Genomic DNA, 22,959 nt, shown 5'->3' on the forward strand with positions numbered 1-22,959 from the left:
TTATTCAATCGGTGGAATCGCCATGGCTAAGATGAAAATCGAAGGGTCGTTCGTCGCCCTGATCACTCCTTTCAATCAAGACGGCAGCGTCGATTTCGAAGGCTTCCGCACCCTGCTCAAGTTCCATGAGGACAACGGCACCTCCGCCGTGCTGATCATGGGCTCGACGGGCGAAGTCTCGATGCTGTCGCAGCAGGAGCGCCAGCAGATCATCGCCGAGACCGCCAAGATGAAGAACGGCAAGATGAAGTTCTTCTATGGCTGCACCGGCAACAACACCGACACCACCATCGACTACCTGCGCTTCGCCCACGCCAACGGCGCGGACGGCGCCATCCTGGCCGCGCCGGCCTACATCTGCGGTCCCGAGTCCGACATCGAGGATTACTTCCTGGAAGTGGCCGACGCCACCGACCTGCCGCTGGGCATCTACAACAACCCGCCGCGCGTGAAGACCGACCTGCACTGGGACAACCTGCTGCGCATCTTCAAGCATCCCAACTACGTCGTGCACAAGGAATCGACCACCCGCGTGGGCCAGGTCGCCCAAGTGCTGCGCGCCCGCCCCGACGTGGCCGTGATGTGCTGCGACTCGCCCAACCTGGGCCTGGTCGTCCCGACCATGAGCCTGGGCGGCCACGGCACCGCCAACATGACCGGCAACATCGCCCCGGCCGAGATCGCGACGATCTCCAAGCCCTGGAAGACGCCGGAAGTGTCCGAGAGCTTCCGCGACATGTACCTGCACATGCTGCCCATGCTGCACTTCTCGTATTCGGCCATCAATCCGGTGGCGATCAAGTCGCTGATGAAGGCCGTGGGCCTGCCCGCCGGCGACCTGCGCAAGCCGCTCAAGGGCCTGGCCCCCGAGGCGCTGCAGAAGGGCCTGCGCGTGGTGCGCGAGCTGGAGCTCGACAAGAAGTACGGCTGGAGCTCGCCCGAGCTGAAGTCGGCCTGACGGACGGACGCGACTCATGGACCTCGGCATCCAAGGCAGGAGCGCGCTGGTATTCGGCGGCAGCCGCGGCATGGGGCGCGCCTGCGCGCACCAGTTGTCGCAAGAGGGCGTGCTCGTGACCATCGCGGCGCGCACCCAGGCCACGCTCGAGAAGGCGGCGGCGGAGATCACCGCGCAGACCGGCACGCCGGTACGCTACGTGGTCGCCAACATCACCACCGAAGCGGGACGCGACGCGGCGCTGGCCGCCTGCCCCGCTCCGGACATCCTGGTCAACAATGCCGACGGCCCGGAGCCCGGCGATTTCCGCAAGTGGACGCTGGACGACTGGCACCAGGCGCTGGACTCGATGATGCTGGGTCCGATCGAGATGATCCGCCGCACGGTGGATGGCATGGTCGAACGCAAGTTCGGCCGCATCGTCAACATCGTGTCGCGCAGCGTGAAGACGCCGCAGATCGAGCTGGGCCTGTCCAACGGTGCGCGCTCGGGCCTGGTGGGCTTCGTGGCGGGACTGGCGCGCCAGACCGTGCGCCACAACGTCACGATCAACAACCTGCTGCCGGGCGTGTTCGCCACCGACGCCCAGCGCCGCCACATCGAGGGCATGCTGGAGGACACCGGCAAGACCTTCGACCAGTTGTGGGAAGAACGCGGCAGCAACAACCCCGCCGGCCGCTATGGGCGCGCCGAGGAACTGGGTGCGCTGTGCGCCTTCGTGTGCTCGGCGCACACGGGCTACATCACCGGCCAAAGCCTCCTGATCGATGGCGGCGGCTACCCGGGCACGTTCTGACGGGCACCTGGACAGCGATCCGGGAACAAGAAGGAAAACAGGAGAACAACAAGGCGTCCGCGCCGTCCCGCTTGCGGAACGGCCCAGGATGCGCGGGCTCCGGCCCACCCCTTCGGGGGACGGCTGGCGCATTTTCTAATAACCGAAAAATATATAGAAAACGGAGACAATTCTGTTTTTCGAATATGGGGAAATCATGAACCGCACGACCCGCCGCTCTTTCCTGCACACCTCCCTGGCCGTCGCCGGCCTGGCCGGTGCCGCAGCCCTGGCCAGCCCTGCCCATGCGCAGGGCGATTATCCGTCCCGTCCGATCACCATCGTCGTCCCGCACGCCCCTGGCGGCGCGGTCGACAACACGGCGCGCCTGTTCGCCGACAAGCTCAGGGACGAGCTCAAGCAGTCGATCGTGGTCGAGAACCGCGCCGGCGCGTCGGGCATGATCGGCGCCGCCTATGTCGCGCGCGCGGAACCGGACGGCTACACGCTGTACTTCAATGCCTCGATCCACGCCATCAATCCGCTGCTGTACAAGAAGAACATCAAGTTCGACGCGGTCAAGGACTTCGCCCCCGTCAGCATGCTGGCCCAGGGCGCGCTGATCTTCAGCGTCCATCCCTCGGTCCCGGCCCACAACGTGCAGGAGTTCGTCTCCGTCCTGAAGGCCAACCCCACCAAGTACACCTTCGTGACCAGCGGCTTCGGCTCGGCCGGCCACCTCGGCGCCGCGCAGTTCCTGCACGAGGCCCACCTGACGGGCGACATCCCCATCGTGCTGTACAAGGGCGCCGCCCCGGCGCTGCAGGATCTGGTGGGCGGCCAGGTGTCGGCCATGATGGATCCCATGCTGTCGTCGCTGCCGCACGTGAAGGCCGGCAAGCTGCGCGCCCTGGCCGTGACCGGCCGCGAACGCAGCCCGCTGCTGCCCGACGTGCCCACCATGCGCGAATCCGGCTTCAAGGACTTCGAGTTCTACTCCTGGTATGGCCTGTGGGCGCCCGCCAAGGTGCCGGCCCCCATCCTGAAGAAGCTGGACGCCGCCACGGCCAAGATCATGGCGTCGCCCGACATGAAGGAACGCCTGTCGTCGCTGGGCTTCGAATCGGCCTACAAGAATTCGGCCGACTTCGCCAAGTACATCGACTCGGAGATGGCGCGCTACCAGAAGATCATCGACGCGGCCAAGATCACGGTCGAATAAGCGGCAAGGTTCATGAAAGTACTCGTGCTGGGCGCCGGCGTGGTCGGCGTCGCGACCGCCTACTACCTGTGGAAGGACGGTCACGAAGTCACCGTGGTCGAGCGCCAGCCCGGCCCCGGCCGGGAAACGAGCTACGGCAACGCGGGCGGATTGTGTCCCAGCTTCGCCGGCCCCTGGGCCGCGCCGGGCATGATCTCCAAGGTGCTGAAGCTGTCGGTCCAGCGCGATTCCCCCATCCGGTTCTCGCCGCTGCCCGAGCCCCGCAAGGTGGCCTGGGTGCTGCAATGGATGCGCAATTGCAATGCCGAGCGCTTCCGCGTCAACAAGCTGCGCATGCAGCGCGTGGCGCACTACAGCCTGCAATGCCTGCGCGAGATCGCCAGCGGCGAGGACCTGCCCTCGTTCGACTTCCATGAAGGCGGCACGCTGCAGATCTTCCGCACGCCCGCCGAGCTCGACCTGGGCCGCCTGTCGGCCAAGGCGCTGGAGGAATACGGCGTGCCCTGGCGCATCCTGGATGCCGCCGACATCAGCGCCCTCGAACCGGCCATGGCGCATAGCCGCGCCACGGTGGCGGGCGCGCTGCACATGCCGGCCGATGCCTCGGGCGACAGCTACAAGTTCTCGCAAGGGCTGGCCGCCTTCCTGCAGCAGCGCGGCGTGGATTTCCGCTACGGCGTGCGCATCGACGCGCTGGAGCGCGAGGGCGACGCCATCGGCGCCGTCCGCACGTCGCAGGGCCCGCTGCGCGCCGATGCCTACGTCGTCGCGCTGGGCAGCCATGCGCCGTTCCTGGTGCGGCCGCTGGGCCTGAACCTGCCGGTCTATCCGCTCAAGGGCTACTCCATCACCGTGCCCGTGTCCGACCCCGACGCGGTCCCGCGCATGGCGGTCATGGATGAGCACAACAAGATCATGATCTCGCGCCTGGGCAACCGCATACGCGCCGCCGGCATGGCCGAGCTGACCGGTTACGGGCTGGGACTGAACCCCGCGCGCAAGAAGCTGCTGGTCGACGTCGTGGGCGAATTGTTCCCGCGGGGACTGGACTGGGACCAGGTGGAGTTCTGGGCCGGCCTGCGGCCCATGACGCCGGACGGCCCGCCCATCCTGGGCCGCACGCGCTGGAGCAACCTGTTCCTGAACAGCGGCCATGGCTCGAACGGATGGACGCAATCCTGCGGCACCTCCCGCATCGTGGCGGACATCGTGGCCGGCCGGCAACCCGCCATCGACCTGGACGGACTGACGGCGGAACGTTTCCACGCCTAGAACCTAGGGCCGCTTACGTCTTTTACCTCGCGTAGGACACTTGGACGCCCGCTTGTTGCATGCTATGGCCCGGCTCGTAGCGGAAGAAGCAGCATGGCGAACGGACTTTATCGACTTGCCGAAGGCCACCCCTATCCCCTGGGGGCGACATGGGACGGACGGGGCACCAATTTCGCGCTGTTCTCGGCCCATGCCACCAAGGTGGAGCTGTGCCTGTTCGACGCGCACGGCCATGAGGCCGAACGGATCGAGCTGCCCGAGTTCACCGACGAGATCTGGCACGGCTACCTGCACGGCCTGCAGCCGGGCACGCTGTACGGCTACCGGGTGCATGGTCCCTATGTCCCCGACGAGGGGCATCGCTTCAATCCCAACAAGCTGCTGCTGGACCCCTACGCCAAGGCCCACGCGGGCCAGTTGAAGTGGTCGCCGGAGGTGTTCGGCTATCGCGTGGGCGATCCGGACGCGGACCTGTCCTTCGACGAGCGCGACAGCGCGCCCTTCGTCCCCAAGTGCATCGTGGTCGACTCGACGTCGGGAAGCCGCCCCGAACGGCTGCGCGTGCCCTGGGACATGACCGTCCTGTACGAGATGCATGCGGCGGGCTACACCCGGCTGCACCCGGCCGTGCCGCCCGAACTGCGCGGGACCCTGGCCGGGCTGCAGCATCCCGAAGTCATCTCCTACCTGCGCGGCCTGGGCGTGACGTCGGTGGAACTGCTGCCGGTGCATACCTTCGTCAACGACAACCACCTCCTCGAAAAAGGACTGACCAACTACTGGGGCTACAACACCCTGGGCTTCTTCGCGCCCGACCCGCGCTATTTCGCCGGCGAGGCCGTGCAGGAATTCAAGGGCATGGTGGACCGCTTCCACGATGCCGGCCTGGAAGTCATCCTGGACGTGGTCTACAACCATACGGCCGAAGGCAATGAAATGGGGCCGACGCTGTCCTTCAAGGGCATCGACAACGCCTCGTACTACCGCCTCCTGCCCGACCAGGCCCGCTACTACATCAATGACACGGGCACCGGCAACACCTTGAACCTGAGCCATCCGCGCACGCTGCAAATGGTGACGGACAGCCTGCGCTACTGGGTCGCGGAGATGAAGGTGGACGGCTTCCGCTTCGACCTGGCCACCATACTGGGGCGCGAGACCCATGGCTTCGACGAAGGCGGCGGCTTTCTCGACAGTTGCCGCCAGGATCCGATCCTCTCCAGCGTCAAGCTCATCGCCGAACCCTGGGATTGCGGCCCAGGCGGCTATCAGGTCGGCGGCTTCCCGCCCGGCTGGGCCGAATGGAACGACCGCTTCCGCGACACCGTGCGCGGCTTCTGGAAGGGCGATGCCGGCACGGCCGCCGACTTCGCCACCCGGATCACCGCGTCGGGCGACCGGTTCAACCGCCGCGGACGCAAGCCCTGGGCCAGCGTGAACTTCATCACCGCGCACGACGGATTCACGCTGAACGACCTGGTGTCCTACAACGACAAACACAACGAAGCCAACGGCGAGGACAACCGCGACGGACATTCGGACAACCGATCGTGGAACTGCGGCGCCGAAGGCCCGACCGACGACCCCGACATCCGCGCGCTGCGCGAACGCCAGAAGCGCAACATGCTGGCGACCCTGCTGCTGTCGCAGGGCACGCCCATGATCCTGGCCGGCGACGAGTTCGGCCGCACCCAGCGGGGCAACAACAACGCCTATTGCCAGGACAACGAGATCAGCTGGGTGGATTGGGAAGGGGTGGACGACGACGGCCGCGCGTTGCAGGAGTTCGTGCGCAAGCTCCTGTACCTGCGCCGGCGCCTGCCGGTCCTGCGGCGCAACCGTTTCCTGACGGGAGAGTACAACGAAGCCCTGGACGTCACCGACGTACAGTGGCTCTCGCCCGCCGCGACGCCGCTGACCGGCGAACAATGGGCCGACGAATCCATGCGCTGCTTCGGCATGCTGATCGACGGCCGCGCCCAGGCCTCGGGCATCAAGCGCCCGGCCTCGGATGCGACGCTGCTGCTGGTCTTCAACGCCCATCACGACACGGTCAACTTCACGCTGCCGGACGTCCCCGGCCCCGATGCCTGGACCTGCCTGCTGGACACCAACATGCCGGTGCGCGAAGACCTGCCGGTATTCAACGCAGGGGACGTCTACCAGGTCACCGCGCACTCCCTGCTGCTGTTCGCGCTCGAGGCCAAGGGCGCCTCGGCACGCGTGCTGGCCAACATCGAGACCCGCCTGACCGACGCGCCGGAATAGACCAAATTGGTTCTTGCATGGCCGCGCCGATTCCCAGCCCCGGGGGAAGCCGGTACAATCCGGCGCGGCTGCCACAAGTAACCCTTTATTTCAATTGATACCAAGTTCCAATGTCGGCTGACCGAGCAAGCGCCCAGGCAGGCGACGCCGGAGCCGCTGCCCCCGCCCAAGTCCGCCTTCCCGTCCGTGGACGGGGCCTGATATACGGATGCTCCGCGCTGGCCCTGCTGGCCTGCGCGGTCACCGGCGGCCTGCAATGGCCCATCGCCCTGCCGTTGATCTCCACGCTGGTCGCCGGCGTCATCGTGCTACCCCTGCGCGAATCGACGCTGCTGTCGGCGGCCTCGGTGGTCTTCACCTCGCTGCTGGATTTCTGGAACTGGATGATCGGTCCGCTGCCGCTGGTCTGGCGTCTGCCCGACGTCCCGGTCGCGCCGCTGTTCGCCGTGACCACGCTGCTGTCCGTCGCCGTGGTTCACCTCTGCCTGTCGGCATCGCAGGCGGCGGGCCAGCGGCTGGCTGCGCGAGCGGCCCTCGACCGCCCCGCGCGGCCGGCCACGCACATGGAGCCGCTGCTGGACCGCCTGCCGCACGCCATGGCGATCGCCGGCGCCGACGGCGCGCTGGCCTATGCCAACGGCCCCTACCTGGCCCTGATCGACAAGCCCGCCGACGTCGCGCTGGGGCGCACCATGCGCGAGCTGTGGCCGCGCCGCGCGGCCTCGCTGTGCGCGCCCCACCTGGAACAGGCCGCCCAGGGCAAGGCCGCGAGTTTCCGGCTGCCCTTCACCACGCCCGACAACGTCAAGCGCGAATTCGACGTCTTCCTCTCGCCCCACGCCGATACGGACGGGGGCACCCAGGCCACACTGATGATGCTGGTGGACGTGACCGACGCGGTGCGCGCCAAGCATGGCCTGCTCGAGCGCGAGTCCATGTACAAGGCCGTCATCGAGCACGCTCCCATCGGCATCCTGACCCAGGTCGACGGCCTGCTGATCTACGCCAATCCCGCGGCCTTGCTCATGCTGTCGGCGGACTGGTCGGGCCGTGCCATCGGGCGGCCGTTCTCGGACTTCATCGTCGACAAGGACCGCGAAAAGGTCCGCCGGCGCATCGAGGAACTGTCCCAGGCGCCGGGGTTCGCCGAATTCAAGCCCTACCGGCTGGTGGCGCTGGACGGCCAGAAGCGCGACGTCGAGCTTGCCGCGATCAGCGTCACCCGCGACGGCAAGCAGCGGGTGGAGTTGTTCTGCGTCGACGTCACGGAACACCGCCTGGCCGAGGACAAGATCCGCCAACTGAACGAAACCCTGGAACTGCGCGTGGCCGAACGGACGGCCGAACTCGAGGCGTTCACCAGTTCCGTCAGCCACGACCTGCGTGCGCCGGCCCGCCAGATCATGTCGGCCGCCGATATCATGCTGCGCAAGGCCGGACAGCCGGGCGGCGACATCAAGCCCATGCTGTCGGCGCTCCTGACCACCGCCGAGCGCATGAACCGCACCATCGACGCGCTGCTGGAGCTGTCACGCCTGGGACGCGCCGGCATCGTGCCCTCGCTGTGGCCGCTGGGCACCATGGTGCAGGAAATCCAGTCGGAAATGGCCGCCAACGTGGCGGACCGCACGGTCTCGTGGCGCATCGACAAACTGCCGCGCGTGTTCGCCGATCCCCACCTGATCCGGCTGGTCATGGTCAATCTGCTGGACAACGCGGTCAAGTTCACCCGCTATACCCCCAACGCGCTGATCGAGGTCTGGGCGGACGAGTACGAGCAGACCATCGCCATCAACGTACGCGACAACGGCGCCGGCTTCGACATGCGTCAGGCCGGCAAACTCTTCACCATGTTCAGCCGGTTGCATTCCAACCGGGATTTCGAAGGCACCGGCGTCGGATTGGCGCATTGCCGCCGCATCGTCGAGCGCCACGGGGGGCGCATCGTCGCCCATGGCGAACCCGGCAAGGGCGCCACGCTCCGGTTCACGCTGCCGCACGAACCCCATTCCGTATAAACCCGGAGGCGCGCCCTTCGGTACCTGTATCCGTATGTAAAACGCCACTGCAACATTACATTGCGGAAATGTTTACAGGATGCAACACCGAAAACATAGAATAAACGGTCCCTATTCCTCGCTTTCGAGGTGCCATGACCACCCTCGCCTACAGCTCGCTCGCGGTTGCCTTCCTGCTGGGCCTGCTCAAGTTCCGCGCGTCGTGGCGCAAGCGGCGCCGGCTGCGGGAGATCGAGTTGCGAGGCGGGTCACTGTGCATGGAATGCGGCCGATACCTGAAGCCGCACGCCCGTTACTGCCCGCATTGCCTGGCCGAACAGCGCGGCTAGGAACGGCGGTCAGGCCGGGCCCACGCGGCTTCGGATCTCTGCCAGCGTTTCGATCTGGCGGCCCTGCCCGTCGAAATTGGCGGGGTCGAGCCATCGCCCATACGCCGCATGCAGGGCCGGATAGTCGCTGTCGATGATCGAATACCATGCCGTATCTCGATTGCGCCCGCGCGTGACCACGGCCTGGCGGAAAATCCCTTCGAAGGTGAAGCCGTAGCGCGAAGCCGCCGCGCGTGACGGGGCGTTCAGCGCGTCGCACTTCCACTCGAAACGGCGATAGCCGAGGTCTTCGAACACATGCCCGAGCAGGAGCGCCATCGTTTCGGTGGCGATGCGCGTGCGCTTCATGCGCGGCGAATAGGTGACACTGCCCACTTCGATCACGCCGTTGGGCGCATCGATGCGCATGAGGGCGATCGTGCCCACCGCCTGTCCGCTGGCGAGGTCGATCACGGCATGATGCATGGGATCGCTCAAGCCCGCGACCGTTTCCAGATAGCGGCGATAGGCATCCAGCGAGTCGAACGGGCCGACGGAAAGATAGGTCCAGTCGCGCCAGTCGGGCGCATCGCGATACGCCTCGTAAAGCTCGGCCGCATGGCGCTCCGGATCGATGCGCTCGATCCTGCAATAGCGCCCCGCGAGCGTTCGGCCATCGGGAAGCCGGGCGCCTTGCCAATCCGGCAGGGCCGCACCGACCGGCTGTTGGAATTCGTTCAATCTGGCCGTCACGTCGTTCCCGCCTCTGCCTGGTGTGCAACGCTCCAAGATAAGCCAAGCCCGGCCTTTCCAAAAGCCCCATGACAAAAGGCCTCCCGGGAAGGAGGCCCTTGCGCGACAGCGGGACTACCGGGGCTTACTTGCCGGCCTTCTGATAACGCTCGATGCTGCCGACGATCTCCTGGCGGGCGGCTTCCGGGCCGTCCCAGCCCTTCACCTTGACCCACTTGCCCTTCTCCAGATCCTTGTAGTGCTCGAAGAAATGCTGGATGCGCAGCAGGTATTCGGGCTGCAGGTCTTCCGGCTTCTGCCAGTGGCGATAGATGGGCAGGACCTTGTCCACGGGAACGGCCAGCAGCTTGGCGTCGCCGCCCGCTTCGTCGTCCATGTTCAGGATGCCGATGGGACGGCAGCGCACGACGGCGCCGACGGTGACCGGATGCGGGGTGATGACCAGCACGTCGACGGGGTCGCCGTCGTCGGACAGGGTCTGCGGCACGTAGCCGTAATTGCACGGGTAGTGCATGGCCGTCATCATGAAGCGATCGACGAACAAGGCTCCGGTTTCCTTGTCGACTTCGTACTTGATCGGATCCGCGTTCATCGGGATCTCAATGATGACGTTGAATTCTTCCGGCGCCTTTTTGCCGGGACCGACTCGATCGAGATTCATAACTGCCTGGAAGGTTGGAAAAAACAGGTGGACCGGCCCGGGGCCGGCACGACATCGAAAAAAACCGCTGCGCTAGAGGCCGGCCGCGCGATCGGGCGCCACGTCCTCTTCGCTCTCGAACTGGGGCCGCGCGGCGGCGGGGGCGAACAGGACGGCTTCGTCGGCCTTCAGGACCGGCAGGCCGATCACCGCCTCGGTGGCCAGGCGCCAGTGCCGCACGGCCTCGACGGCGCGGTCGGTGCGATCGTACAGGCTGGCCAGCAGCGCATGCGTGCGCGGGTCGTCGCGCTCGCTCAGGCTGCGTTCGAGATATCGCTGCGCCGGCCCCCACAGGCGCCCGCACAGGCACAGCGTGCCCAGCGCCTGCAGCAGGTCGGGATCGTTGGGGTGCTGGCGCAGCCAGCTCTCGGCCTTCTCCAGCCGCGGGGGTATCTGTTCGGGGCTGCAACGGGCATAGGCCTGAAGCAGGACGGGACTGAGCTGGGCGTCGAGCGCGGTCTCGAGGATGCGGCGGGTCCGCAGCTCGTCGCCATCGGCCTCGAACACCGCGGCGCCGGCCTGCGCCACTTCCGGCAGGACGCGTTCGTCGTCCTTCAGGTCCTTCCAGATCGCGCGCCGCGTGGCGGCATCGCTGGCCGACCGCAACAGCTCGGCCGCGGCGGTGGCGATCATGCGCGTGGCGGCGGCCGGATGCAGGGCATTGCGCTTGGACAGCGTGCGCGCCAGCTTCAGGACCTCGGCCCAGTGCCCCAGGTCGCGATGGGCGCGCAGGGTGAGCCGCAGCGAATGCATGTGCTTGGGGCCGCCTTCGTGCAGTTGCGACAGCAAGGCCAGCGCTTCCTCGGGCCGCTGCTGGTCCAGCAGCATGTCGGCCTCGACCAGGACGACGGCGGGCTTGAGCCCGGCATCGGCGTCGGCGGCCTCGCGGGCCTGCGCCAGCAGCAGGTCGCGGCGGGCGAATTCCTGCATGGCATGCGCCGCCCGGGCGGCCGACAGGTTGGCCAGGACGCGGCGCGACGGCACGTCGGTCTGTCCGGCCACGCTGCTCATGTCGGCCTCGGCCTTGGCATAGCGGCCTTCCAGAAGGTTGATCCAGCCGCGCTCGAGCAGTTCCTGCTGCTGCGCCAGCGCGCGGCGCGCGCGCCAGCGGCGCACCCGCACGGGCAGGTCCAGGGTCCAGGAGATGGCGCGCAGCGCGGCGTACAGCACCGCGAACAACGCGACCAGGATCAGCGCGGCCAGGCTGGCGGACAGCTCGACCCGGTAGGGCGGCAGCAGCAGCGCGACGTTGCCGGAGTGATAACGCAGCCCGACGGCCAGCCCGACGGCGGCCACCAGCAGCAACAGGGTCCAGAACCAGGTGCGCATGCCTTACCTCTGCGCGCCGGGGACGGCGTTGCGCGGCAGCACCGACCGGACCGCGGCCAGGCTGTCATTGAGATTCGGCAGCTCGATGGAGATGTCGGTCTCGCGGATCTGCCGCAGCAGCGTCTGGGCATTGCGCGTGAGCGGCGCGTTCGCATCGAAATAGGCGGGCAGGGCCTGGCCGACGGCGTCCAGGTCGGCGCGCCAGGCATGCTCCTGCCGGGACAACAGGGCCAGCCGGGCATTGAGCAGCCTGAGCTTGAGATTCTCGCGCACCATGGCGCCCTGCTCGGGGGATACCAGCAGGGCGTCGGGCTTGTCGATGCGGCGGATGCGGATCAGGTCGCGCATGTCGCCCAGGAAACCGTCCCGCAGCGGCCGCCACCACGCGGTGGCGCGCTGCCACCAGGGCGCGTCGCCCGCCGGCGCCTGCGCCGTCTCGGCCGCGGCCGGCGCGGGCTGGCCATCGGCCTCGTGGGCCGGCTGCACGCTGGCCAGCAGCGGCAGGCGGTCGAGCAGGCCGATCAACTGGTCGATCTTGACCACCAGGCCGGACACGTCCACCGACGGCAGTCCGCGCAGCCGCTCGAGGTCCTGCGCGATGGCGCGGCGCACGGCGGTGAACTGGGGCCGGTCGGCGCGCGCCAGCCGGGCGTCGGCCACCTGCAGCGCGGCGATGGAGTTCTGCACGTTGCCGGCCAGTTGCAGCTGCTGGGCGGCGATGGACAGGGCCTGTTCGACCTCGATCAAGGTCCATTCGTCCTCGCCGCGCGACAGTTCCTGATAGAGCTGCTCCAGCGCGGCCTGCTGGCTTTGCGACTCCAGCACCTTGGACTCGAGCACGGCCAGCTTGTCGGTATTGCCCTGGGCGATGGACAGGGCCTGGCGGGCGCGGGCCTGGGCATCGCGGGAGAAGGAGTCGATCTCGTTGAAGCGGCGCGCCGATTCGCGGCCGATGGCATCGACCAGCTGCTGCTGGCGCCACAGCGCGGCAGCCAGCACCACGATCACGATCAGCGCGAAGGCGAGCACCGTTCCGAGCCAGGGGAAGGAGCGGGTGGACGCCCTGCCCTTGGGGGCACGGCCGGCGCGCTCGGTTGCGGAACGGGTATCGTTGGGCGCAGGACCCTGCGCGGATGCGGGAGATGCGTTCTCGGATGCAGTCATGACACCGATTCTATCGCGGCCAGGATGTCCTCATCCCGGGGCGCGCAAGTTTGTAACATTGGCGGGTCGCCGCGAGCGGGCAATGCTTCGGCGATCACCGTTATTAAATGCCGGGCGATCCGTGGATGGGTTGCAACGAGACGACAATCGGCCCACCAGTCCAGCAATCCCAGGGCTGCCAGGTGGCCGCGTACCGCGTCCACGCCCTCGGCGCTGGTCAGCAGCCAGGCGGTGGGCGTGCCCGCGCGGGCCAGTTGGCGCAGGCCCTCGGCCTGGTGCGGCGTCCAGGCCGCGGGAACCCGCCTGTACGCGCGGTGCAGGGTGACGGTGGCGCCGGCCTCGCGCAGGCGGCCGGCCAGCCAGTCGCGGCCGGTGCCCTGTTCGCCCCGGCCGCCGCGCACGATCAGCACCCGGGACGGCAGCGGCGCGGCGGACAGGACGGCCCATAGCGCCTCGGAATCGAAATGCGGGCTGTCGGGCGCGGGCTGAACCAGCCGCGGAGCCTGGCCGAAAGCCGGATGTTCGCGCAGCGCCCGTGCGCTGGCCGGCCCGACGACCGCGGCGGCCGTGGCATCGGGCCAGGCCCGGCCCCGGCCGGCGGCCTCGCGCCATGTGTCCAGGAACATCCTCACGGCGTTGCCGCTGACGAAGACGACGAGATCGAAATCGGCGGGATCGGGCACCGGGCCGGCCTCGGGGGTCAGCCGCAGCGCCGGCAGGTCCAGCGCCCGCCACCCCCGCGCCTCGAGCGCCCGCGCCAGGCCCCCGTTCTGGCCGGCGGGACGGGTCAGGACGACGGCTCGCGCGCAAGCCGGTGCGGATGGCTGGGCCGGCATCGCGGCTCAGCCCAGCGTATCGAGGATGTCCGCCGCGCCGGCCGCCAGGAGTTCTTCGGCCACGGCCAGGCCCAGGGCCTCGGCGTCCTTCGCGGTGCCGGTGCGCTCGGCGCGGACGATGCGCCCGCCGTCGGGCGTCGCCACCAGGGCACGCAGGCGCAGCGATTCGCCTTGCGCCTGCGCGTAGGCGGCCAGCGGCACCTGGCAGGAGCCGCCCAGGCGCCGCGATACGGCGCGTTCGGCCAGGGCCTCGGCGGTGGTGGCGGCATGGGCCAGCGGCGCCAGCACCGCGCGCAGGTCGTCGCGATCGGCGCGGATCTCGATGCCCAGGGCGCCCTGCCCCGCGGCCGGCAGGCTGTCCTCGGGCGCCAGCAGGGTCCGGATGCGCTCGCCCAGGCCCAGCCGGCGCAGGCCGGCCGCGGCCAGCACGATGGCATCGTATTCGCCGCGATCGAGCTTGCCCAGGCGAGTCTGCAGGTTCCCGCGCAGGGGCCGCACCTGCAGGTGCGGATGGCGCGCCCGGATCTGCGACTCGCGCCGCAGGCTGGAGGTGCCGATGACGGCGCCGGCGGGCATCTCGGCCAGTTCCGCGTAGCGCGCCGACACCAGGGCGTCGCGCGGATCCTCGCGCTCCATGATGGTGGACAGCAGGAACTCCGGCGCCAGGTCCACCGGCACGTCCTTGAGCGAATGCACGGCCAGGTCGGCGCGGCCGTCCTGCAGGGCGGTTTCCAGTTCCTTGACGAACAGGCCCTTGCCGCCGACCTTCGACAGCGTGCGGTCCAGGATGCGGTCGCCGCGGGTGGTCATGCCCAGCAGCTCGACGGAGCACTGCGGATACAGCGCGCGCAGCCGCGCCTGTACATGCTCGGCCTGCCAGAGCGCCAACTGGCTTTCGCGCGTGGCGATGATCAAACGATCGTTTTTCAAATGCGGGGATCTCGATTGCGATGCGAACAGGCTTCCGCTCTCGCGGCGCCCCCCTTCGGGATTATAGAAGTATTCGATATGGGCTCTTTTTTCATGGCATGCTTTCGGGGCGCCCGCACCGCGTTCTTTTGCCTTTCGGGCCCGTCTCCAAGCATTTGCAGCAGCCGACTCCAACGACAACACGCGCGACGCTCCATGACCCCATCGCTTCAAGATCCCGACCTACCTCTTCGCAACGACATCCGACTGCTGGGCCGCCTCCTGGGCGACGTGATCCGCGCCAGCGAAGGCGCGGGCGTCTTCGACACCATCGAGACCGTGCGCCGCACCGCGGTGCGCTTCCGCCGCGACGGCAACGCCACCGACGGCCGCGCGCTGGAGAAGCGCCTAAAGCTGCTGGCGCCCGACGAGACCAACTCCGTGGTCCGCGCCTTCACCTACTATCTGCACCTGGCCAACATCGCCGAGGACCGCGACCAGAACCGGCGCCGCCGCGCCACCCTGCTCCAGCAGGACGCCCCCGCGCGCGGCAGCCTGCAGGACGCCGTCGCCAGGCTGCGGGCGGCAGGCATCGGCAACGCGCGCATGCGCCAGTTGCTGGACGAAACGCTGATCTCGCCGGTCCTGACGGCCCACCCCACCGAGGTGCAGCGCAAGAGCACGCTGGACGTGCACAAGGAAATCGCCCATCTGCTGCAGGAGCGCGACGACCCGCGCACCACGGACGAATCCTTCGAACAGACCCTGGCCCTGCTGGGGCGCATCACCACGCTGTGGCAGACGCGCATGCTGCGCAATTCCCGGCTGACGGTGGCCGACGAGATCGAGAACGCGCTGTCCTATTACCGCAGCACCTTCCTGTCCGTCATCCCGCAGTTGTACGGCCATCTTTCGCGCCTGCTCGGCCGCGAACCGGCCGATCCGTTCGGCCCCCACCCGGCGCCGCTCAAGTCCTTCCTGCGCATGGGCAGCTGGATAGGCGGCGACCGCGACGGCAATCCCAACGTCGACGCCGAGACGCTGAACCTGGCGCTGCTGCGCCAAAGCACCACGGCCTTCGAGTACTACCTGGACGAAACCCACGCGCTCGGCGCCGAGCTGTCCCTGAGCGCGCTGCTGACGCCCGCCTCGCACGCGCTGGCCGCGCTGGCCGAGCAGGGCGGCGACCTTTCCGAGCACCGCCGCGACGAACCCTACCGGCGCGCGCTGGTCGGCATCTATGCCCGCCTGGCGGCATCGGCGCGAGCGCTGACCGGCCGCGACCTGGCCCGCCGCGAGGCCCCGCCCGCCCAGCCCTATGCCGAGCCGGCCGAATTCGCCGCCGACCTGGCGGTGATCGCCGACTCGCTCAACGGCCACCACGCCTCGCCCATCGCCCGGCTGCGCCTGTCGGCGCTGCGCCAGGCGGTGGACGTGTTCGGCTTCCACCTGGCCACCATCGACCTGCGCCAGAGTTCCGACGTGCACGAACGCACGGTGGCCGAGCTGTTCGCGCGCGCCGGGGTGCAAGCCGACTACGCCAGCCTGGACGAAGCCGCCCGCATCGAGCTGCTGCGGCGCGAGTTGCAGGAAGTCCGCCCGCTGGTCTCGCCCTGGCTGCGCTACAGCGAGGAAACCACCCGCGAACTGGACATCTTCCGGGCGGCCGCCAGCGCCCGCCAGCGCTTCGGCGCGCAGGCCGTGCACCACGCCATCGTGTCGCACACGGAAACCGTGAGCGACCTGCTGGAAGTCCTGGTGCTCCAGCAGGAAACCGGGCTCATCGCGCCCGGAGGCGGCTCGGCGAACGGACACGTTCCGGCCGACGGCGAAGGGCTGATGGTGGTGCCGCTGTTCGAGACCATTCCCGACCTGGCCAACGGCCCCGGCATCATGGCGCAGTTCCTCGACCTGCCCGAGGTCAAGGCCCGCGTGCGCCATGCCCAGCGCGGGGTGCAGGAAGTCATGCTGGGCTATTCCGACAGCAACAAGGACGGCGGCTTCCTGACGTCGAACTGGTCCCTGTACCAGGCCGAACGCGCGCTGGTCGAGGTCTTCCGCGCCCGCAAGGTCAGGCTGCGCCTGTTCCATGGCCGCGGCGGCACCGTGGGCCGGGGCGGCGGCTCGAGCTTCGATGCCATCCTCGCCCAGCCGCCCGGCACGGTGGCCGGCCAGATCCGCCTGACCGAACAGGGCGAGGTCATCCAGAGCAAGTACAAGGACGCCGACATCGGCCGCTGGCATCTCGAACTGCTGACCGCCGCCACGCTGGAGGCCAGCCTGGCCGACCACACCGAAAGCGCCTCCGCCGAGGACGCGCTGTTCGCCAGCTACGGGCAGACCATGGACCGCCTGTCGGCCACCGCCATGCGCAGTTACCGCGCCCTGGTCTACGAGACGCCCGGGTTCGCCGACTACTTCTTCGCCTCGACGCCCATTTCCGAGATCGCCGGCCTGAACATCGGTTCGCGTCCGGCCTCGCGCAAATCCACCGGGCGCATCGAGGACCTGCGGGCCATTCCCTGGGGCTTCTCGTGGGGCCAGTGCCGGCTGCTGCTGCCTGGCTGGTACGGCATGGGCGCGGCCATCGACGACTACCTGCGCCATGGCGAAGGCACCCGGCGCGAGCGCATCGAGCACCTGCAGGCCATGGCGCGCGACTGGCCGTTCTTCCGCACGCTGCTGTCCAACATGGAAATGGTGCTGGCCAAGACCGACCTGGTCATCGCCTCGCGCTATGCGCAACTGGTGCCGGACACCGCGCTGCGCAAACGCATCTTCGGCGCGATCAGCGACGAATGGAAGCGCACCATGAGCGCGCTGAAGCTGATCACCGGCCAGCGCCAGTTGCTGGCCGACAATCCGTCGCTGGCGCGCTCGATCCGCGACCGCATCGCCTACATCGATCCGCTCAACCACGTGCAGATCGAACTGATCCGCCGCTATCGCGCCACCCGTGGCAAGGCGGGCCGCGCCAAGGCGGATCCGGCCGGCCGCACCCAGAACGGCATCCACCTGACCATCAACGGCATCGCCGCGGGCCTGCGCAACACCGGCTGACGCCGCGCCCAGGCGGGCCGCCTGCCGGCCCGCCTGCTTCCCTCCCCTACTGCGCCGGCCTTCGCTCGGCGCCTCCCCCGCTCCCCCCCTTTCCGACGTGCGCCGCTTCCGATGCGCGCGCTGTCGCTTTCGTGGCTTCCCCCTATTGCCTCCATCCTCCGGTAGGTTTTATATTCAAAAAAAGTTTTTCCATACAAAACATCCAGGAAGGAAAGCATGACGGAAGTCGACATCGCGATCGTCGGGGCGGGCATAGGCGGCATGGCCGCGGCCATCGCCCTGCATCGCGCGGGATTCAAGGTGGGGGTCTACGAACAGGCGCCCAGGTTCGGGCGCGTGGGCGCGGGCATCAACCTTACGCCCAACGCGGTCAAGGTGCTGGACGGACTGGGCGTGGGCACGGTGCTGCGCGCCACGGCCTACGAACCCACCTGCCGCATCAGCCGGCTCTGGGACAGCGGCCGGGAAACCTCGCGACTGGAATTGCACACCCAGGGGGCACGGCGCTACGGGGCGCCCCAACTCACCATCCATCGCGCCGACCTGCTGTCGGCGCTGGAGGCCGCCCTGCCGGCCGGCTCGGTCCGCCTGGGCGCCAAGGTGGCCGGCGTCGGCCAGGACGAGCGCCATGCATGGCTGGAACTGGCCGATGGAACGCGGGTATCGGCGCGCGCCGTGGTCGGCTGCGACGGCATCCATTCGGTGGTCCGCGAAGCCATCGCCGGCCCCGAAGCCCCCCGCTTCACCGGCAAGGTCGCGTTCCGCTCCATCGTGCCCACCGCGCCGCTCGCGCGCTACGACCTGACTCCCACCACCAAGTGGTGGGGTCCGGATGCCTCCAGCCAGATCTTCACCTTCCTGATCGACCGTGGCCAGCGCGAGCTGTTCGTGTTCGCCACCGTGCCCGAGACCGAATGGACGCACGAGTCCTGGTCGATCCAGGGACACAAGGACGAACTGCTGCGCGCGTACGCAGGCTTTCACGAGGAAGCGCTCGCCATCCTGGAAGGCTGCGACGTCGTCCTCAAGACGGCGCTCTACGCGCGCGACCCCATGGTGCGCTGGACCCATGGCCGCGTCACCCTGCTGGGCGACGCCTGCCATGCCATGCTGCCCTTCATGGCCCAGGGCGCCGCCATGGGCCTGGAGGACGCCGCGGTGCTGAGCCGCTGCCTGGGCGAAGCCGGGAACGACGTGCCCGCCGCCCTGCTGCGCTACGAACAGGCCCGGCTGGAACGCGCCAGCCGGATCCAGCGCGGCTCGCTGCAGAACGACTGGCTGCGCTCGGACACGAACGCCGACTGGGTCTATGGCTACGACGCCTGGACCGAACCCCTGCCCGAGCGGGCGCACTGAACCCTTCCCTTTCCAGCGGAGTCCTTGCCATGCACAGACGACATTTCCTCGGCACCATGATCGCGGCGGCGGGCGCCGGCGCGGCCCCGGCCGCGCGCGCCCAGCCCGGCTTCCCCTCGCGCCCCATCCGCATGCTGGTGGGCTTCGCGCCCGGCGGCGCCACCGACGTCGCGTTCCGCGTCCTGGCGCAGAACGCGGCCGCCATCCTGAAGCAGCCGGTCGTGGTCGAGAACAAACCGGGCGCCGGGATGGTGATCCCCGCCCAGATGATGCAGACCACCGCCCCCGACGGCTACACGATCGCGCAGATCGCCGTATCGGTGTTCCGCACGCCCTACCTGGTCAAGACCGCCTGGGATCCGCTCAAGGACCTGAGATACATCATCGGCCTGGCGGCCTACCCCTTCGGTCTCGTGGTGCCGGCTTCCTCGCCCATCAAGACGGTGGCCGACTACATCGCCTACGCCAAGGCCAACCCCGGCACGATGACCTACGGCACGCCGGGCACCCTGTCCTCGCCCCACCTGACGATGGAAGACCTGGCCTTCCAGGCCGGCGTGAAATTCAACCACGTGCCCTACAAGGGCGGCGCCGAAGCGCTGGCCGCGCTCCTGGGCGGCCACATCATGTCGCTTGCCGACGGCCCAAGCTGGGCGCAGTACGTCGAGTCGGGGCAACTGCGCCTGCTCGCCACCGGCGGCGAAACGCGCAGCGCGCGCTTCTCGGCGGCGCCCACGCTCAAGGAACTGGGCTACGACATCGTGCAGAACGCCCCTTTCGGGCTGGCGGCCCCGCGCGACACCGATCCGGGCGTGGTCCGCATCCTGCACGACGCCTTCAAGCAATCCATGGACATGGACAACTACCGCGCCGCGCTCAAGCAGTACGACCTCGAGCCCGCCTACCTGAGCAGCGAACAGTTCACCCGCTTCGCGGCGGACACCATGCAGAAGGAAAAGCTGTTGATCGACCGGATAGGGCTGCGCAGACTATAAAATGACCGGGCGCAAGGCGCTCCGCCTTGCGACCCGTCCCATCTGGCCCCTATGACCGAACCCCAGCTGCCGGCTACCGACGACGGCGACGACGCGCCCGACCATGCTTCCGCTCCCCGCAAGGACCCGTACTGGGTCGATGCGCTCGCCCAGGGCCTGTCCGTGCTCGAAGCCTTCGATTGCGAACAGCCCTCGCTCACCCTGACCGAACTCGCGCAGCGGCTGGGCTGGAGCCGCAGCAAGCCGTATCGCTTCGTGCACACGCTGGAGAAACTGGGTTTCCTCGAACGCGAGGAAGTCGGCCGGCGCTACCGCCTGACCGCGCATGCCATGAAGCTCGGCTTCGCCTACCTGAACCGCCTGCCGCTGGTCGAGCTGGCGCAGCCGATCATGAACCGGCTGCGCACCGAGGTCGGCGCCTCGGTGCACATGGCCATCCTGGACCGCGACGAGCTGGTCTACGTGGCGCAGGCCCGCATCCCGCTGCCCACGTCGATCGACATCCACGTCGGGTCCCGCATGCCGCCGCACTCGTCCTCGATCGGACGTATCCTGCTGGCCTACAAGCCCCAGGCGGACATCGCCCGCATCCTGGACGGCGCGCCGATTCCCGCGCTGACCGAAAAATCCACGGTGGATCCCGCCGCGTTCCGCGCGTTGCTGGATACCGCGCGCGAACGCGGCTACGTCTACAACGACGAGGAATTCCACCGCGGCGTGCGGTCGATCGCCGCGCCCGTGCTGAACGCACAGGGGGAAGTGGTGGCGGGACTGAACGCGACCTCGATGATCTACACCTTCACGGACGAGGTCGTGGCCGGGACCGTGATCCCGGCCGTCGTGCGAGCGGCGCGGGAATTGTCGCTGGCACTGGGCTACCGCGAGCGGTAGCCCCGGGCGATTCAGCGCAGGTACGACACCGCGACCGCGATCACCACGCCGACGGCGCCGATCAGCACCAGCATCTGCATCAGCGTCAATCCTTTCTGCAAGCTCTTCATTCCATCCTCTGGCGCCGCCCCGCGGGGCGGCAATAAGAAAACACGCGTCGAAATCCGACGGGGCATTAGGTTAGCCTGTTTCACGCCGCCCGATGGCGCGGGCGCCCCCGGAATGAACATGGTCGCCCACCGAGCGACCAGCCTCCGGTGTGGCGGGTCTATATTTGCAGATTGAGCCCAGTATCCACCCATATCGCTTGCGTCGAATTCAATAATGAAGACCACCCTGGACGAGTTGCAGGCCTTCGTGGCCGTCGTGGACACGGGCTCGATCACGGCGGCCTCGGAAGTGCTCGGGCTGACCATTTCCGCCACCAGCCGCACCCTGGGACGGCTGGAGGAGAAGCTCCAGACCACCCTGCTACGCCGCACGACCAGGCGGCTGGAGCTGACCGAGGAAGGCTCGACCTTCCTGCGCCATGCGCGCGCCATCCTGGCTTCGGTCGACGAAGCCGAGGAACAGATGGCGGCCCGGCGCCTGCACCCGGCAGGGCGGTTGCGGGTCGATGCCTCCACGCCTTTCATGCTGCACGTCCTGGTGCCGCTGCTGGACGGTTTCCGCGCCCGCTACCCCAAGGTTGAACTGGAGCTCGATTCGAACGAAGGCATCGTCGACCTGATCGAAAAGCGCACCGACGTGGCCTTCCGCATCGGGGCCTTGAAGGATTCCACCCTGCACGCCCGCCCCGTCGGCACCAGCCGCATACGCATGCTTGCCAGTCCCGGCTACCTGGCGCGCCACGGTTCGCCGGCCGATCCGGAACAGTTCGAATCGCACACGCTGCTGGGTTTCACCCAGCCCGAGACGCTGAACGACTGGCCGGTGCGCGACGCGGACGGAAACACCTTGCGCATCCGGCCCACGATCGCCTCGTCCAGCGGGGAAACGCTGCGGCACATGGCCCTGGCGGGCCTGGGCATCGCCTGCCTGTCGGATTTCATGACCGGCGACGACCGCCGGCAAGGACGCCTGGTGCAATTGTTTCCCGGGCGGACGCTGGACGTGCGCCAGCCGATCAACGCGGTCTACTACCGCAATACCGCCCTGGCCTCGCGCATCACGGCTTTCGTGGACCACGTCGTCCAGGCGCTGGGCAAGCGCCCTTTCGACGCATGATGCGCTCCAGAACGACAACGCCCTGCCGAGGCAGGGCGTGCCGCGCACCGGGCCTGGCGGCCCCGCGCTCCGATCAGGCGTGGCTGGCCTGCGCCGCCTTCTTCCGGCGAGCCAACCACATCCCCACGCCGACGACGACCAGCGCGCCTATGATTTCCGCGGCATAGGTGATCTGCGTGTTGTAGGCCGCCAGCGAGGTCGGCTGGATCACGTGCGACTGGACCGCGACGTCGGTCGCCAGCATGCCGCCGGCAATCCATCCCAGCAGCGCGCCGCCCAGCGTCACCACGATGGGGAAGCGGTCGATCAGCTTCAGGACCAGCGTGCTGCCCCAGATGATGATGGGCACGCTGACCAGCAGGCCGAAGATGACCAGCCCGATCTGGTGGGACTCATCCGCCTGCTGGGCCGCGCCCGCGATGGCGATGACGTTGTCCAGGCTCATGACGAAGTCGGCGACGATGATGGTCTTGATCGCCCCCAGCAGCGTGGCGCCCCCTTCGATGTTGTCGTGCGACTCGTCCTCGGGCACCAGCAGCTTGATGCCGATCCAGAACAGCAGCACGCCGCCCACGACCTTCAGGAAGGGAATCTGCAGCATCGTGACCGCGAAGGCGATGAGCACGACGCGCAGCACGATCGCGCCCGCCGTCCCCCACAGGATCCCCTGCATCCGCCGCTTGGCCGGCAGATTGCGGCAGGCCAGCGCGATGACCACCGCGTTGTCCCCGCCCAGCAGGATGTCGATCAGAATGATTTGAAATACGGCCGCCCAGCTGAGCGTCTGGAGAAATTCAAGCACGTGTAGCTCCCTAAGCCAGATCCGGACGAGCGAATCTTCCTGTGCGGAAGATTGGCTCTTCCTTTTTTTGAATTCACGACACCTTTCGGAGGAAGCTCCCACACACCCGCATGCTG

Annotated in this window: 19 protein-coding genes; 12 read left to right on the forward strand and 7 right to left on the reverse strand. The window is 68.2% G+C overall.

Translation table 11 applies throughout. The features are described 5' to 3' along the window. Positions 1 to 22: 22 nt before the first annotated feature. From ABD104_RS05265 to ABD104_RS05295, 7 genes are all read left to right on the forward strand, one after another. Positions 23 to 958 (forward strand): 4-hydroxy-tetrahydrodipicolinate synthase family protein, encoded by a 936-nt coding sequence (locus ABD104_RS05265; protein ID WP_132979415.1) that lies wholly within the window; start codon positions 23 to 25, stop codon positions 956 to 958. Between the two features lie 16 nt (positions 959 to 974). Further along, positions 975 to 1,754 (forward strand): SDR family NAD(P)-dependent oxidoreductase, encoded by a 780-nt coding sequence (locus ABD104_RS05270; protein ID WP_087836908.1) that lies wholly within the window; start codon positions 975 to 977, stop codon positions 1,752 to 1,754. 196 nt (positions 1,755 to 1,950) lie between these two features. After that, a complete protein-coding gene (locus ABD104_RS05275) occupies positions 1,951 to 2,955 on the forward strand; it encodes a Bug family tripartite tricarboxylate transporter substrate binding protein (protein ID WP_087836909.1) in 1,005 nt (334 codons plus the stop codon). Positions 2,956 to 2,967: 12 nt separating this feature from the next. Then, positions 2,968 to 4,227, forward strand: a complete 1,260-nt coding sequence (locus ABD104_RS05280) for a D-amino acid dehydrogenase (RefSeq protein ID WP_087836910.1) — start codon at positions 2,968 to 2,970, stop codon at positions 4,225 to 4,227. Positions 4,228 to 4,320: 93 nt separating this feature from the next. Continuing rightward, positions 4,321 to 6,495: a glycogen debranching protein GlgX gene (gene glgX, locus ABD104_RS05285; RefSeq protein WP_343927229.1), complete on the forward strand. Its 2,175-nt coding sequence runs from the start codon at positions 4,321 to 4,323 to the stop codon at positions 6,493 to 6,495. A 110-nt stretch (positions 6,496 to 6,605) separates the two neighbouring features. Beyond that, positions 6,606 to 8,513 (forward strand): sensor histidine kinase, encoded by a 1,908-nt coding sequence (locus ABD104_RS05290; protein ID WP_343927230.1) that lies wholly within the window; start codon positions 6,606 to 6,608, stop codon positions 8,511 to 8,513. Between the two features lie 134 nt (positions 8,514 to 8,647). Continuing rightward, the gene (locus tag ABD104_RS05295) at positions 8,648 to 8,842 is read left to right on the forward strand and encodes a hypothetical protein (RefSeq protein ID WP_087836913.1); all 195 of its coding nucleotides are present in this window, start codon (positions 8,648 to 8,650) and stop codon (positions 8,840 to 8,842) included. Between the two features lie 9 nt (positions 8,843 to 8,851). Here the strand turns inward: ABD104_RS05295 and ABD104_RS05300 are convergent, their stop codons facing one another. The 6 genes from ABD104_RS05300 to hemC form a co-directional block, all read right to left on the reverse strand. Further along, a complete protein-coding gene (locus tag ABD104_RS05300) occupies positions 8,852 to 9,574 on the reverse strand; it encodes a GNAT family N-acetyltransferase (RefSeq protein WP_132979418.1) in 723 nt (240 codons plus the stop codon). Positions 9,575 to 9,698: 124 nt separating this feature from the next. Beyond that, the gene (ppa, locus tag ABD104_RS05305) at positions 9,699 to 10,235 is read right to left on the reverse strand and encodes an inorganic diphosphatase (protein WP_132979419.1); all 537 of its coding nucleotides are present in this window, start codon (positions 10,233 to 10,235) and stop codon (positions 9,699 to 9,701) included. Between the two features lie 72 nt (positions 10,236 to 10,307). Further along, on the reverse strand, positions 10,308 to 11,603 hold the full coding sequence (locus tag ABD104_RS05310; protein ID WP_087836924.1) for a heme biosynthesis HemY N-terminal domain-containing protein: 1,296 nt from the start codon (positions 11,601 to 11,603) through the stop codon (positions 10,308 to 10,310). A gap of 3 nt (positions 11,604 to 11,606) precedes the next feature. After that, complete coding sequence (locus tag ABD104_RS05315) at positions 11,607 to 12,767, reverse strand: uroporphyrinogen-III C-methyltransferase (RefSeq protein WP_087836925.1); 1,161 nt, start codon at positions 12,765 to 12,767, stop codon at positions 11,607 to 11,609. Beyond that, complete coding sequence (locus ABD104_RS05320) at positions 12,764 to 13,603, reverse strand: uroporphyrinogen-III synthase (RefSeq protein ID WP_132979421.1); 840 nt, start codon at positions 13,601 to 13,603, stop codon at positions 12,764 to 12,766. Before ABD104_RS05320 ends, ABD104_RS05315 begins: the two co-directional genes overlap by 4 nt. Before the next feature lie 6 nt (positions 13,604 to 13,609). Then, on the reverse strand, positions 13,610 to 14,533 hold the full coding sequence (gene hemC / locus ABD104_RS05325; protein ID WP_243724453.1) for a hydroxymethylbilane synthase: 924 nt from the start codon (positions 14,531 to 14,533) through the stop codon (positions 13,610 to 13,612). Positions 14,534 to 14,728: 195 nt separating this feature from the next. On the opposite strand from hemC, the gene ppc reads away from it, so the two are divergent. The 5 genes from ppc to ABD104_RS05350 all read left to right on the forward strand — a co-directional run bounded on the left by ppc (position 14,729) and on the right by ABD104_RS05350 (position 22,041). Further along, on the forward strand, positions 14,729 to 17,572 hold the full coding sequence (gene ppc / locus ABD104_RS05330) for a phosphoenolpyruvate carboxylase (protein ID WP_165963094.1): 2,844 nt from the start codon (positions 14,729 to 14,731) through the stop codon (positions 17,570 to 17,572). Between the two features lie 216 nt (positions 17,573 to 17,788). Continuing rightward, positions 17,789 to 18,928 carry an FAD-dependent monooxygenase gene (locus ABD104_RS05335; RefSeq protein WP_343927231.1) on the forward strand — a complete coding sequence of 380 codons (1,140 nt, stop codon included), beginning with the start codon at positions 17,789 to 17,791 and terminating at the stop codon, positions 18,926 to 18,928. Positions 18,929 to 18,957: 29 nt separating this feature from the next. Further along, on the forward strand, positions 18,958 to 19,923 hold the full coding sequence (locus ABD104_RS05340; protein WP_425543313.1) for a tripartite tricarboxylate transporter substrate binding protein: 966 nt from the start codon (positions 18,958 to 18,960) through the stop codon (positions 19,921 to 19,923). A gap of 51 nt (positions 19,924 to 19,974) precedes the next feature. Then, a complete protein-coding gene (locus ABD104_RS05345; protein ID WP_087837299.1) occupies positions 19,975 to 20,814 on the forward strand; it encodes an IclR family transcriptional regulator in 840 nt (279 codons plus the stop codon). A gap of 324 nt (positions 20,815 to 21,138) precedes the next feature. Further along, positions 21,139 to 22,041 (forward strand): LysR substrate-binding domain-containing protein, encoded by a 903-nt coding sequence (locus tag ABD104_RS05350; RefSeq protein WP_343927232.1) that lies wholly within the window; start codon positions 21,139 to 21,141, stop codon positions 22,039 to 22,041. Positions 22,042 to 22,114: 73 nt separating this feature from the next. Here ABD104_RS05350 and ABD104_RS05355 read toward each other — a convergent pair whose 3' ends face one another. Beyond that, positions 22,115 to 22,843, reverse strand: a complete 729-nt coding sequence (locus ABD104_RS05355; RefSeq protein ID WP_087837301.1) for a TerC family protein — start codon at positions 22,841 to 22,843, stop codon at positions 22,115 to 22,117. Between the last annotated feature and the right edge of the window lie 116 nt (positions 22,844 to 22,959).

Source organism: Pigmentiphaga daeguensis, from assembly GCF_039523035.1.
Classification (GTDB): domain Bacteria; phylum Pseudomonadota; class Gammaproteobacteria; order Burkholderiales; family Burkholderiaceae_B; genus Pigmentiphaga; species Pigmentiphaga daeguensis.